Consider the following 13,827-nt stretch of genomic DNA (forward strand, 5'->3'; position numbering starts at 1 on the left):
ATTACACATACTCCTTCCATACAACACGCTTCACATAATCTGTATAAGAATGGATGATTCGCACCACCTTCTCCGATACATTTGGCATGCTGTAATCATAAACAGGCCTTAGCAGACGCTGCTCACCACTTGGCTGATGCTCTAAAATTTCTAAAGCCTGCAATACTCGTTCAACCTCAAGACCAACCATCATGACAGATGCTTCTTCAAAACCTTCTGGACGCTCATGTGCTTCGCGGATATTCAATGCCGGGAAGTTCATGATAGAAGACTCCTCGGTAATGGTTCCACTGTCAGAAAGAACGGCTTTTGATTTTTTCTGCAAGTGGTTGTAATCATGGAAACCTAGCGGCTTCAAAAGCTGAACATTAGGATGGAATTCAATCCCTTGTGCTTCAATACGATTACGGGTACGAGGATGAGTTGATACGATCACTGGGTAACCATATTTTTCGGCAACCGTGTTTAAAATGGTCGCAAGCTTCTTAAGCTGCTTCAGAGAATCAACATTTTCTTCTCGATGGGCACTAACCACAAAGAACTGACCAGCAGTTAGCCCCAAGCGGCTCAGAACATCCGAGCTATCAATCTGAGGCATATAGTAATTCAGGACCTCAAACATCGGGCTCCCCGTTTTGATCACGCGGTCGGCAGGTAAACCTTCCGCCAACAGGTAATCGCGGGCGATTGTACTATAGGTAAGGTTGATATCAGCAGTATGATCGACAATTCTGCGATTGGTCTCTTCTGGAACTCGCTGATCAAAACAACGATTACCGGCTTCCATATGGAAAATTGGCACCTTACGACGCTTTGCCGGCAGCGCAGAAATGCATGAATTCGTATCACCAAGAACAAGCATCGCCTCAGGCTCGACTTCCTGAAGAACTTGGTCGACTTTGATGATGACTTGACCGATTGTTTCAGCGGCTGACTGACCTGCAGCATTCAGAAAGTAATCAGGCTTGCGTACACCAAGATCGTTGAAAAAAACCTCGTTCAACTCGTAATCATAATTTTGACCAGTATGGACCAAAACGTGTTCACAGTGTTCATCGAGCTTAGCAAGTACTCGCGATAGTCGAATAATCTCTGGGCGAGTCCCCACTACAGACATTACTTTCATTTTTTTCATCTGGTCTTCTCTACTAATCAAAGCGGTCTTGCTACTGTATCAGGTGCTTCTCGGTCAAAAATCTCATTAGCCCAGAGCATCACTATTAATTCTTCATCACCAATATTGGTTACATCATGCGTCCAGCCAGGCACGGTCTCAACCACCTTCGGCGTACTGGCCTCTGTGACAAGTTCATGTCGCTCTCCGGAGATTACATGCTCGAACTTAAATAATGCCTTACCTTTAATTACCAGGAACTTTTCATTCTTCGAATGGTGATAATGGCCACCACGAGTTATACCCGGGTGTGCAGTAAAAAATGAGAACTGGCCTGCTGAAGGTGTTTTCAACATCTCACAAAAGACACCGCGCTCATCACCGTAAGCAGGCACATCATAACTAAACTTCTGCGGTGTGAAATAGCTTAAGTAAGTAGAGTACAGGGCTCTGGTTAAGCCAGTGCCAACTTCTTCGGTAACTAAAGTTTCGCGGCTTTCCTTAAAGGCATATAAAAGATCAGCAACCTCTCCTACCGTTGTCGGATAAGTTGGTGATACAGCGCAATGGCCACTGCCTTGAGGTGCTTCAAGCAAGCTGATTAGCTCCTTGCAAACATCATCAATATAAACCAGCGTGACAGTAGCACTCGGGTCATGAATGTTGATCTCAATATCATTGACGATGTTATAACAGAAAGTCGCTACAAAAGAGTTGTAGTTTGGTCGACACCACTTGCCAAACACGTTAGGAAAGCGATATATAAAATACGGAGCATTATGGGTTTTACCATAATGCTCTACAATCGCCTCGGCGGAAGCTTTGCTTACCCCATATGGATTGTCTGCCTCAGCTTGCGTTGACGAGCTGATCATCAAAGACGCAGGCTTAGCTTGTCTACCGAGCAATGAAATAATCGTTTGAGTCAGATCTGAGTTACCAGTCTTATACTCATTTTCATCTTTAGGGCGGTTAACACCAGCTAAATGGAAGACAAAATCAGCATTTTCCAGAGCTGTTTCTAACTGCTCTGGGGTAGTCTCAATATCTACTTCATGAACATCGCTGTAGCCTATCTCATGTAAGCGAAGACACAAGTTTTTACCAATAAATCCCTTAGCACCAGTAACAACAATTTTCATATTAAGCATCCAACTCAAATTCTTCGCCGGCCTGAATTGCACGAATGAACGGTAGCTTAAGAAGCAGCTGCTTCATGCCTTCAACATCCAAACGATCGGTGTTATGAGAATTGTAATCCTCAACTTCAGAAATGCGAGAATCTCCATCCTCAACATACTTGCCATAGTTGAGATCACGTAGGTCTGGCTGGACACGATAATAATCACCCATATCAATAGCAGCAATCATCTCTTCACGACTCAATAACGCTTCATAAAGCTTCTCGCCATGGCGAGTACCGATAACATTAATTGGGTGACTTTCAACACCTAGCAACTCTGTCACAGCTTTTGCTAATGTTTCAATTGTCGCAGCAGGGGCTTTTTGAACAAAAATATCACCATTCGATCCATGCTCGAACGCATATAGCACAAGATCAACGGCATCCTCAAGGGTCATCATGAAACGTGTCATGCTTGGATCTGTAATGGTCAGCGGCTTATCTTGCTTGATCAGGTCAACAAACAACGGGATTACGGAACCACGAGAAGCCATTACATTACCGTAACGGGTGCCACAAATAACCGTTTTGGTCTCATCAACATTTCGTGACTTAGCGACCATAACTTTTTCCATCATGGCCTTAGAAATTCCCATTGCATTGATAGGATAAACGGCTTTGTCCGTACTCAGACAAACAACTCGAGATACGCTGTTGGCAATTGCAGCTTCGAGGACATTTTCTGTACCAAGCACGTTCGTTTTGACCGCTTCCATTGGGTGGAACTCACACGAGGGCACCTGCTTAAGTGCTGCAGCATGATAAATAAAGTCTACGCCGCGGCTTGCGTTCAAAATACTGTTGTAATCACGGACATCACCAATATAAAACTTCAACTTAGAGTTATTATATTTTTTCCTCATGTCATCTTGCTTTTTTTCATCACGAGAAAAAATGCGGATTTCTTTTATATCCGTATCAAGAAAACGATTAAGAACAGCATTACCAAATGAGCCTGTTCCACCTGTAATTAGTAAGATCTTGTTTTTAAACATAAAAACTCTTAAATTCTATCTATACACCAAAAAGTCGACGTACCGCTTTGCCCTATCCAAAGATGTTGGAAGAGATTTTACGTGCGCATAAGCTCGTTTGACATTGGACTCAAGTTGAGCTATATCAGATAAACCTTCTGCAATGGTTTTAGCAATATTCTCAGGATCTAGCGGATCAAAATAAAAAGCATGATCACAACAAACATTCTTAACAAAGTCTAAATCTGAAGCAAAAACAGGCACCTTCAGCGCCATAGCTTCGACAGGGGACGCTGAGTAGCATTCAAGGAGGCTTGGAAACACTAAGCCATCGATTTTACTATAAAAATCAACACACTCGTCTACTTTTAGAGCACCAACTGTATAAAAATTCGATATTTTTTCGAATGAATAGTGATTCATTTCTGCCTGTGTCAAAGTGAACAAAAAATCAACATCAAAATCATACTTTTCACGCAAAATAATTGCAACTTCAGGTAAAAGGGCTAGGTTTTTGTGCGGATATCCCCTCCCCATCACACCAAGCTTGATTTTTGATTTGTTGTCAATTTTACCAGAACATTTTTCCGGCTGCACTAAGTACATCGAAGATACACAATTATGAGCAATTCCTATTTTGCTTTCATCAAACGCTCTATTACGTATAAGTGCTTGTTTTACATGCTCTTGCTCGACGACAAGAAAATCACTTTGTTTAAAAAAGTGCCACTGCAACGAAAACTTTAAACGACTTTTTAAAGTCTGGATAAGCGAGAGCTTCCTATAGGCCAGATTATTAGGATAAGCAATCCAAGCTTGAGCGAATCCACAAATATTAACCCTTGACGGGAGCTTATAGTAAGATGGTCCAAAAACAGTAAAAGCGACATCATAGCCTTTGAATAAATCAAGTACTGACGGCTTCGGCTTTCTGAATCCGTAGATATTTTCGTTCGTGAATTTTTCAAAGACGTCCATATTAACTGTCTCTGATAAGTTACTACAAACCTCATCGGAGCAAACTACTGAAAATTTAATATCATCGTCAATATAACCAGAGCTTATTAAGTAAGCTAACTCTTCGAGAAATGACACAGCAACCTGTATACCGCCACCAATATGAAGGTTGGCAGCATTAATTACAATTCTTTTACTCACATTAAAGATCCGTTAACTAAATAAAAGCTGGTTTCTTCTAAAGTACATTAGAGACAAAGCACTCATCACAATCATAATCTTAACTACAATTGCCAGAATCATGTCGATATGACTATCAATAAAGACAGTCATAATATAGCTTAACGTTGTTACTGTTAGTAATTGAAACATCAACGTCAAACCAATCGGTGATTCTTTAAAACTAATTTTTGATACTGTAAGATAACATAGACACAAGAAGATATAAGATATAACTGTTGTCCAGGCTGCAGCAACAATACCAAACTTTGGTATTAATAAAGTGTTAAGCCCAAAGTTAATCGTTAAAGCAAAGAATGTCGCAACGGATAAAGAAAACGTCTTTCTTTGATAAAATACAAAGTTAGCATATGTAAGATAAACATATGTCAAACTATTACCGATGATGATTATCGGCACAATTTCAGCCGCTTCATAATATTCCTTCGCGGCAAGAAACATAACCATCTCTTTACTAAACAAAATAGAAGCCATTGCAACAAAAGATATTAAAATGGTTGTTCTTTTTGTAGTTTTAATAATAGACTCATAGTTTTGGTCATTGAGTAATTGATATAACTTAGGTTGCCATGATGAGTTCCAGGCTAGAATAACCACGATTACGGCCATTGCAAGATTATAAGCAAATGAATATATTCCCGCAGCACTTAAACCAATCACATCATTTATAATAAATCTATCAACCTGGGTCAACAAACTATTTGAAAGCACATGAGGGATTAACGGCAATGAAAATAATAATGCATTTCTCACATAACTAAAATCAAATCGAAAAACGAGTAGCTTATATATCTCCTTGGAAACCAAGAGTAACAAAGCCCCCGTAACAATAATTTGTGAATAAATTTTTGATAGGTACTGATTATCCTTCAGGCAAAGAGCAAAAACAAAGATCAGGATTATTTCTAATAACTTGCTTGATATATTGTAGAATGCATACTTTTTACTTTGCCTAGATGCTTGCAAGTATATTGTATAAATATAGAAAATTGTAAGTAGAACAGATATGAACAATACCCATTGTATATCAATTGAAGATAACCCAAATAAGTTTCCTAGAAAATCCGCATAAAATGGAGACGTTACCAAAATTACAGCTTGAATGGGTACAATAATGCAAAGATTAGAAAACAGATACTCGCCAAAATGACTAGAGTCCTTCATGAATTTATTTGAAATTGCATTCTGCAAATTTAAACCCATGAAAACAAACAATATCATTATTGCCGAATTAACAAGAGATAACTTTCCATACTCACTAGGTGGCATTATATTAGAAAGTAATGGTAATGATATAAATAAAAAACCTTTCACAAATAAATCAGAGAAAAAGTAATTTATGAAATCTGAGACGACCTTATTTTTAAACATAATCAAATCTTATATGAATTAACTTGCAGCATATCTCTTTCATCAAAGTCAATTTTACCCACATTTTGCAAGTATTTATCAAAATTTGATTCTGCGGTTATCAGCATTTTTTCAAAGTCATCCTCAGGATCAAATATTAACCCCGTATCTAATGATTCAACAAGATCTGATGAACAGCCAACATTTTTGCTGACAAGGCATGGCAACCCGTACCAGAGTGCTTCGTCGACAACCAGTCCCCAGGGCTCAGATAGAGATGGTAAGATGAAGAAATCATGGGACTTATAGATCTCAGCTAAATCACTGTTATTTACATAGCCATAGAATTTGATGTTATCTTTCGCTATACGCTTGATATCTTCAAGATCAACACCGTCACCGACGATAGATAAGTGCCTTCCATTCTTATTAAACTCACTGACAAGACGCTTAATATTTTTTTCTGGAGATACTCTCCCCACATATAGATAGCGGTAATTATTCGTTGAATGAGTTCTTTCATTAATCGTACGGGCTTGATTTCTTAAGGGTAAACCAACACCATAAGTAATGTATGTCTCTGCTTTGTAGTCGGCCTTATTTAGTATTTCTTCTTGAAGTACACCTGACGGAAAAGCATGCCCCATTCGATTAATAATTAACTTCTTAAGTTTCCAGACTAGTCCAGTGGTGTTTGTTTCTAATATGCTGCTTTCAATCACTATTCCATTCTTTTCCCGTTTATTTAGCAACATTAACGGAATGAGCTCTAGCAACTCCCACCCAGGGAAAAGAACAATTTTGTAATTAGTGTTATTTAGTAGCTTCAATACTTTAAGGAATGTTAGAAACTTATTTCTTTTTTCATAAGGCGTATCAGTTAAGACTTCATACTCAAAGTTAATCTTTCCTTTGATAAAATCCTTATTACGAATCAAGGACGAACTTGAAATGAACACAACCTTAATAGGAAACAATTCATTTAATTTGTTATACAAGTTAATCTTATAGAATGCCGGCAAATTACTTATGATCAAATACTGATATTTCATTTAAATATCACCCTTAACAATCTTTGACCACTTATCAGTAACAACACGATCACTAAATTGACTAATTGAACCAAATGCATTTTCCGCATATTTTACCCTTAAGTCTTGATCAGAAATCATCAGATCCATGGCTGATGCTAGTTTTCCAACATCACCCGTCGGAACCAGAATACCATTCTTGCCATCCTTAATGATAGTTTTAGGCCCAGCAGGACAATCAAAACTAATGCATGCGAGCGAATGCGCCAAAGCTTCAATCAAAACCATTCCCAACCCTTCAAAGCGCGAAGAAAGAACGAAAATTTTTGACTGTTGATACACGATATCGATATTTGATGAAAAAGGTTTTATAGCAATATTTTTAATTTGGTACTTATCAACCTGTTCCAGCAATCTATCTCGGTCTTCCCCATCACCATATATTTCAAGCCGCCACGTGTTATTTTTTTCACAAATTTGTGACCAAGCATCAATCAACAGGTCAAATCCTTTTTGATAACATAACCTTCCAACAGCAACAATGGTATTTTTTTTCTCCACAACATTTTCACGACGAACCGATACAATGTTAGGGATCACCTTTAACTGCCCAGGATTAAGCCATGAGTATTTATCTTTATCCTCATCAGTAAGAATGACAACGTTCTTGATTTTTTTATAAATTAACTTTCTAACTTTTTTTAGGATTACGTTAGGAACGTCATATTCAAAATGTTCCACAGCAATTATTTTTATACCCATGAATATACTAGCAATGTAGGCTAGTAAAACCATTTTCACATCACAGCAAACGACGACATCTGGTTTGTTATTCTTCAGATATTTACGAAATCTAATAGATTTGTTTAATATATAAAACAAGTCAAAGAAAGTACCTTTAATGATATTAAAATTTCTGTTGTACATACTTGTCTCACTTTTTTCCGACAAATAATCAACAGGTACATCTGTAATATCACAAATATATGAATGATGAGATTTATATAAACTCAATATAGATACATCAAAAGACTTTAATAACTTCAATTTGCTTGCAAGCGTTAATGTAACCTTTTCAATACCACCTTTTGCTGTAGCATCGCCAACAGCAAAACAAATTTTGTCACCCATCTAATGACCCCATATAAATATTCATAACCAATTTAAGAGCTGGTTTCGGTTTTGATGAGAAAAAGCCAAACAAAAAAGCAGTGCCACCTATCAGTTCAGCCTCATTCTACTTTCTAAAATATAAAAAATTTGGTTATTACACCATCAAAATAAAATACGCCATAACGAGTGTAATATATAATTAAAAACCATACAAAAGAGAAAGAAACAATAACTATCGAAAAAATATAACGCTCTAGATAAGATTTCATTGCCGAAAAATGATATGCAAATGAAAGTATATATATTATATATATAACTCTGTACACACGATCACCGAAATCTGTTCCAATAAGCAATGCTGATGAAATGAAAAATAGAAATATAAAGCTTAGCTTCAAAAAATGAGGTATATAAGATCTATAGTAGTATAGATATAATGAAAATATTAATGCCTCAATTACTAATTGAATTAAAGAGCTTAATGAATTGCTTCCTTTAGTGTTAATAATAGCATTTAGCTTCCCTATTACTCCATAATCAATATAGGAAAAACGGCTTAAGAATATTGGGAGAATAAATTTAATAAAAAGCAAAAAACTGAAAGATAGTACCGATGCTACCCCAATTACTTTATTATAATTAATATCGGTTCTTTTGGAGAGAAGTTTAGCAAGTATTATTATAGGGCTAACAATCAGCATAGTCCCGTGGCACAGCACAGCTAATAACAGCATTGAATAAAAAACAATATCTTTCTTTATTACAGACAAAGCAATAACAAAAAAGCTTAGTGCTAAGAATTGCCTTAAAGCAGATATCGAAAACACAAAAAATGTAATTGTCGATACATAAAGACAAAGGCTGACTAGAATAAATTCAGGAGAAATTCTCCATACTGCAGCAATATATAGAAACAAAGACAGGACAATTAAACCAGACCAGATCTCATACGAAGAATTCAATGGCACTGAAAGCCAGTTAACCACTTCCCAAAATATCGGCTCCCAGCTACCGGTATTCTCAGCTGCTATTTTCATTATTTCACTGTGGCTGCTTGATTTTAGCGATAAAATCTCATTAAATGCATCAAAATAATGCAATATATCAGTCCCCAAACCAGAGGTTTGAAGTAATAAGTTTCTTTCAGGTAAGACTAGTGATAAATAAACAACTAAAAGTGTGCAAAGCACAACAGATAGCACTCTAAGCTGTTTAATTAAATGTAAACCAGAGAGAAGGTAGATTTTAGTTACAATTAATGGGGAAATTAGGAGTGAGAAAAACTCAATCATCTACAACCTCTTGATACCATTCCTGCCAACTTACGTCATTAGACATAAAGTACCCTTTATTATGATGATTTGTGTAGTAGATTTAAGGGTAGGGATACACGTTATTAGTGAGCTCCAATATTGTGAATATTCTCAAGTTAGCTATTCACATATTCAAGTTCGAAATATGATTAAAAGTTCAGGCAATATTCGTATTCACACCAACCTTACCTGAACTTATTCTTTACCCTTTATTTATTAATTCTGCCTCAAAATACCATCTTTTCCAAAAACAGCTCTGATAAGCACAATAGTAATGCCCAGAACGCCACCCAACAGCATACCTAACACTGCAATTAGCGAACGTTCAGGTTTATCTCGTGCAATAGGAAGCTCAACTTCATCCATATATCTAAATGTACTAAAGTCAATATTCTTCTTAATTTCTGTGGCTTCAAGCAGCTTTAGCTTAGCATCAACTTGCTCAAGCTTCGGCTCAATTACTTTTAAGTTTGTTACTGATTTTAGTGCCTCAATCTTTGCCTTAAGTGCATCACCACCGATATTAATAGCAAAGATTTCATTCTCACCCAAATTTTGAACTGGCTTGCTTATTAATGCCGCTTCAGCAATCTCAAGGGCGTATTGAGACCGTGCAGCTTCAATTTCTAAGCGTTGTTTAGCCTGAACTTCTAATATTGACTTTTGCTGCAAAAGCTCATTTTTTTTAGCATTAACAACCGCATTTAAATTGTTTAGCAAATCATGATTAACTTTAGCTTTAGTGAAGTTAATATAATCTATAAGCATCTTGTAACTATTGTCCTGACCAGTTGACTGAAACTGTATTACATATAGCTCTTTTTCTTTACCTAATGGTGATGCTGTTATTTTTTGAAACCACTTACTGTATAAAGCCCTACGTTTAAGATCTAGCTCTCTATCAGTTAATCCTTCGCTCTGTATATCATCAAGCTGTGACTTAATTTGCTTAAAATCAGCATTGACATCCAGAAACGCTTTCTTGTTCATCGATGAATTAAAGGCATTGATAAATTGGGAAAAAAGCTCCTTAGGTTCAACTAAATCATCAAGATCTTCACTTACCAGAACAGGACCATCTCCCTGGTAGATATCAAACACTGGCTGAAACTGTTTAACCTGTTGATGGTAAATAGAAAAGTCGCGCAACTGTGGCTTCATTACAATCGCTCTGGAAGACCACCACTCCTGCGCAGTCAATGCATGAATAATAGCGCCAATAGTCACAACCATAGTACAAGCAATGATAATCCATTTGCCTTTCCATAATGCAGCAAAAAGCGCTTTTAACTCACGGTTTTCATCCCCATTGCTCAAATTTGGTTGCGTTGATATTTGAGACATCTGATAAGACTCAAGTGACTCCGAATTCGATGAATGCTGTTGATTCACATGTATTCCTTTCTATTTATTTAACCTTTTATCGCTTTTGGCACGCTACCGCCCGTTGGTTCACGCCAACCACACTGCGCCAGATATTCCAACTTGTTCATATGCAAAAAAGCACTTTGAGCTATCGATTGATAAGCCAATCATTATCCATACCCCCTTCTAGATCGCAATGAGGTACAGCGTTATTTTACACTTCTGCACCATTTTTGTGTCTTAAGCAGAGCTGGACGGTGGTTTTTTAGTAGTTTATCATCAGTTATGAATATAAAAATCGCAAAAATCCTATATTTCTTTGTTTTGGGACTTCATCTATCACCTTAATGTTGTTTCCAATGATTGGCTTCGTTTTAAGACATTCACCAAACTCCGAAGTCACCCATCGCCCTTTTTGGAACTCTGTTGGCCCATTTTCTCAGTTCGCCCAAGAATGGGTCCCAATGATAGCAGTATCTAAGTTAGATTAGCCACCCGACTTCTGAGATGTCCGAGGTGTAACCAAACACTCAACGTATCTTTGTCTAACACCATTTCTAGAAGCGTCGCTTAAAGTTACTTGTACTCTGCATCCATGCAGATAAGCTCTACTTTTCCAAGACCGCATAGAACCGTTAACCCAGAAGCATCTATGACCCTCCTCACTCAGATCATGGAATCCCTCGAAAATTGATAGCGGCCCGAATTGAATGGAGGTTTAAAACTCACAAGGAGAAGTTCAAAGATATGCAACAAGGCGATTTGTTTATACAAGCATGAACAAGTACATAAGGCCGATGGCGTGAAGCCACCTTTGATGGCAGCTCAATTTCTACTGTAAACGGGTATTTCTACCCGCTTACATTGCGACCATATCTCCCGGGTGCATCGGCCATTTGAACTTGCCGCTTTCCAGTCGAGTATAATGATGACAGAAGCCGTTGGTGTCCCACTGCAGGATTTTCAGTTTGTCCCGGTGGCCAGGTAGACATGGCCGGTCGGTGCGGGGATCATGGCAGGGACTTCATGACTTGCGGCAGCAGTGCCATAGCAGAGGCGTCATGGACGGAGATCCGGTAGCCACCGGGCGTTTAACCACCAAAGCCACCGACGATGAGGGCACCGGAACAGGGGCAATGACACTGTCAGGTTCGGATGGTGTTGCCGTGCGCTTTTTCTGCCAGTAATAGAACTGTGATTGGGCAATCTGGTGAAGATCGCACCAGGCGGCAATGGTGAGTTCGCTGTCTTTCTGGTGCTGCAGGCGCTCCTGCCAGAGTTGCATCTTGTCTTCGCGGGTCATGATATCGCTCCGATAGTGAAGGAGCTATATCAATATCAGGTTATCGTGGTGATCTGAATGTGGGGAGAAATGGCCACTTACGCTGGGCAAACAAAAAAACCCTGCTGTACCACGACAGCAGGGCTTTTAACTTTCATAAAACAACCGATTACGCAAAGTGAAGCAACAGGCAATACTTCCCGTAAGCTTTTCCGTAGGATCAGAGCTTCTTGGCCCAGGCCTCGGCAGCTTCTTCAATCAGGCCGTAAGCGAATTCAAACGCTTCGCGACTTTGGCGATACGGATCCGGAATATCTTTCTGACCAATCCATTGCCCGAACAACATGGTTTTACCCCGAGCTTCCGGTGCAATCCTTGTGACCGCTTCCAGGTGCCCCTTTTCCATGACCAGGATCAAATCATACTGCTGGCAAAGGTCACTGGTTAACTGTTGCGCCACATGCCCTTCCAGGCTAATGCCACGCTCCACAGCGACTTCAGATGCCATTTTATCCGCCGGCTTGCCGACCAGCGCGCCAACACCTGCAGAGGCTATCTCTTTTGCTGGCAACAGTTGCTTCAATAAATATTCACCGGATGGTGAGCGGCAAATATTGCCAACGCAAACGACCAAGATTTTATTAAACATAAGGTTTTATTCCTCAAACACATGTGCTGGATACAAAAATGCTGCACCCAACAGATACAGCATTGCAAGTCAGCTACCTAGTATATTAAATTCCAGCGAAACCAAACCTTATTTATCAGCGTGAGTCTGACTCATTTCAATGTCCAACTCAGCAGCTTTCGATCGACCCACCAGTTTGTGAATGAAGGTGGTAATACGCCAGATATAGCTAATCGACAGGAAATATCCGACAAACACCGCGAGAAAGCTAAAGAACATCACCGACTCGCTGATCTTATTCACATCAGACCAGATACCGATCCCGGCCAGCACTGATGCTAAGGAGCAAATCACCACCAGGGACATCCCGGAAGATAAGCCAATTCGCTGACAGATATGGTGGAGGTGCTCACGGTCCGGCTTAAATGGTGACTGACCTTTGCGGATCCGGCGGATCATAATGGTGGCCATATCCATCAGCGGTACAGCAATCACCCATAGCGCGGTGACCGGACGAATATGGGTCACTCGTTCGCCCTGAGTTGCTTCAATCAACAGCCAGATCACCGTAAACCCGATAAAGATACTGCCGGCATCGCCCATAAAGACTTTAAAACGTCGACCCAGCGGGAAGCCGAGATTCAGCATAATATAAGGTACCATGGCCGTCACAATCAGGCCGCATACCGCCGCCAGCTCTGTATTACCATCAACCAGGAACATGTAGCCCAGGGCTGCAAAGGTCACAGACGCCAGACCACCCAGCAAGCCATCAATACCATCCACCATATTAAAGGCATTGATCGCCCCGATCACACCAAAAATCGTCACCAGATAACTCATCGCCAGTGGCAATTCAATCGCTTCACTGCCCATCAGGAAACCTAGGTTATGAAGGCTTTTGCCGGCAATCTGGATCATTGCCAGGGAAACCGCCGCCTGAATCACCAGCCTGATATTAAAACTGATGTCAAGCCGATCATCGATGACCCCCATCACCACCAAAATCGTCGCACTCACCAGAAACAGAATGGTGTCTTGATCGACCGGTGTAAATAATAAAAAGGCAATACTCAGGGTAGTAAAAATTGAAACCCCACCCACCAGCGGAATAACGCCCTGATGGAGTTTTCTTGCATTTGGCTTATCCACTAAGCCGACTTTTTTCGCCAGCTTACGAAAAACAAACAGACTGCAAAAAGAGAAGACAAAAACGAAAATAAATGCGGTAGCTGTCATAGCAAACTCTTACGGAGTAAATGGTCTAATAAGTGCCG

The 13,827-nt window shown here is 39.4% G+C and carries 13 protein-coding genes; all 13 read right to left on the bottom strand.

Annotated elements, in window-relative coordinates; genetic code table 11:
- Position 1: 1 nt before the first annotated feature.
- Positions 2-1,135, bottom strand: a complete 1,134-nt coding sequence (wecB, locus tag NNL38_RS11515; protein WP_255388178.1) for a non-hydrolyzing UDP-N-acetylglucosamine 2-epimerase — start codon at positions 1,133-1,135, stop codon at positions 2-4.
- A gap of 17 nt (positions 1,136-1,152) precedes the next feature.
- A complete protein-coding gene (gene wbjC, locus NNL38_RS11520) occupies positions 1,153-2,256 on the bottom strand; it encodes a UDP-2-acetamido-2,6-beta-L-arabino-hexul-4-ose reductase (RefSeq protein WP_255388179.1) in 1,104 nt (367 codons plus the stop codon).
- Between the two features lies 1 nt (position 2,257).
- Positions 2,258-3,292, bottom strand: a complete 1,035-nt coding sequence (gene fnlA / locus NNL38_RS11525) for a UDP-N-acetylglucosamine 4,6-dehydratase/5-epimerase (protein ID WP_255388180.1) — start codon at positions 3,290-3,292, stop codon at positions 2,258-2,260.
- Between the two features lie 15 nt (positions 3,293-3,307).
- Entirely contained in the window at positions 3,308-4,429 is a 1,122-nt protein-coding gene (locus tag NNL38_RS11530) for a glycosyltransferase (RefSeq protein WP_255388181.1), read from the bottom strand.
- Positions 4,430-4,441: 12 nt separating this feature from the next.
- A complete protein-coding gene (locus tag NNL38_RS11535) occupies positions 4,442-5,839 on the bottom strand; it encodes a lipopolysaccharide biosynthesis protein (RefSeq protein ID WP_255388182.1) in 1,398 nt (465 codons plus the stop codon).
- Between the two features lie 2 nt (positions 5,840-5,841).
- Entirely contained in the window at positions 5,842-6,870 is a 1,029-nt protein-coding gene (locus NNL38_RS11540) for a glycosyltransferase (protein ID WP_255388183.1), read from the bottom strand.
- Positions 6,871-7,980: a glycosyltransferase family 4 protein gene (locus NNL38_RS11545; RefSeq protein WP_255388184.1), complete on the bottom strand. Its 1,110-nt coding sequence runs from the start codon at positions 7,978-7,980 to the stop codon at positions 6,871-6,873. It lies immediately after the preceding gene.
- 113 nt (positions 7,981-8,093) lie between these two features.
- Positions 8,094-9,254, bottom strand: a complete 1,161-nt coding sequence (locus NNL38_RS11550) for an EpsG family protein (RefSeq protein ID WP_255388185.1) — start codon at positions 9,252-9,254, stop codon at positions 8,094-8,096.
- A 237-nt stretch (positions 9,255-9,491) separates the two neighbouring features.
- Positions 9,492-10,667, bottom strand: a complete 1,176-nt coding sequence (locus tag NNL38_RS11555) for a Wzz/FepE/Etk N-terminal domain-containing protein (protein ID WP_255388186.1) — start codon at positions 10,665-10,667, stop codon at positions 9,492-9,494.
- A gap of 832 nt (positions 10,668-11,499) precedes the next feature.
- Positions 11,500-11,607, bottom strand: coding sequence for an IS66 family insertion sequence element accessory protein TnpB (gene tnpB, locus NNL38_RS24785; RefSeq protein ID WP_369414617.1), 108 nt, complete (start codon positions 11,605-11,607; stop codon positions 11,500-11,502).
- A 57-nt stretch (positions 11,608-11,664) separates the two neighbouring features.
- Positions 11,665-11,943, bottom strand: a complete 279-nt coding sequence (gene tnpA / locus NNL38_RS11560) for an IS66 family insertion sequence element accessory protein TnpA (protein WP_255388187.1) — start codon at positions 11,941-11,943, stop codon at positions 11,665-11,667.
- 199 nt (positions 11,944-12,142) lie between these two features.
- The gene (locus NNL38_RS11565; protein ID WP_255388188.1) at positions 12,143-12,571 is read right to left on the bottom strand and encodes an arsenate reductase/protein-tyrosine-phosphatase family protein; all 429 of its coding nucleotides are present in this window, start codon (positions 12,569-12,571) and stop codon (positions 12,143-12,145) included.
- Between the two features lie 108 nt (positions 12,572-12,679).
- A complete protein-coding gene (gene wecA, locus NNL38_RS11570) occupies positions 12,680-13,789 on the bottom strand; it encodes a UDP-N-acetylglucosamine--undecaprenyl-phosphate N-acetylglucosaminephosphotransferase (RefSeq protein ID WP_255388189.1) in 1,110 nt (369 codons plus the stop codon).
- Positions 13,790-13,827 lie beyond the last annotated feature (38 nt).

This window comes from Photobacterium atrarenae (assembly GCF_024380015.1).
GTDB lineage: Bacteria > Pseudomonadota > Gammaproteobacteria > Enterobacterales > Vibrionaceae > Photobacterium > Photobacterium atrarenae.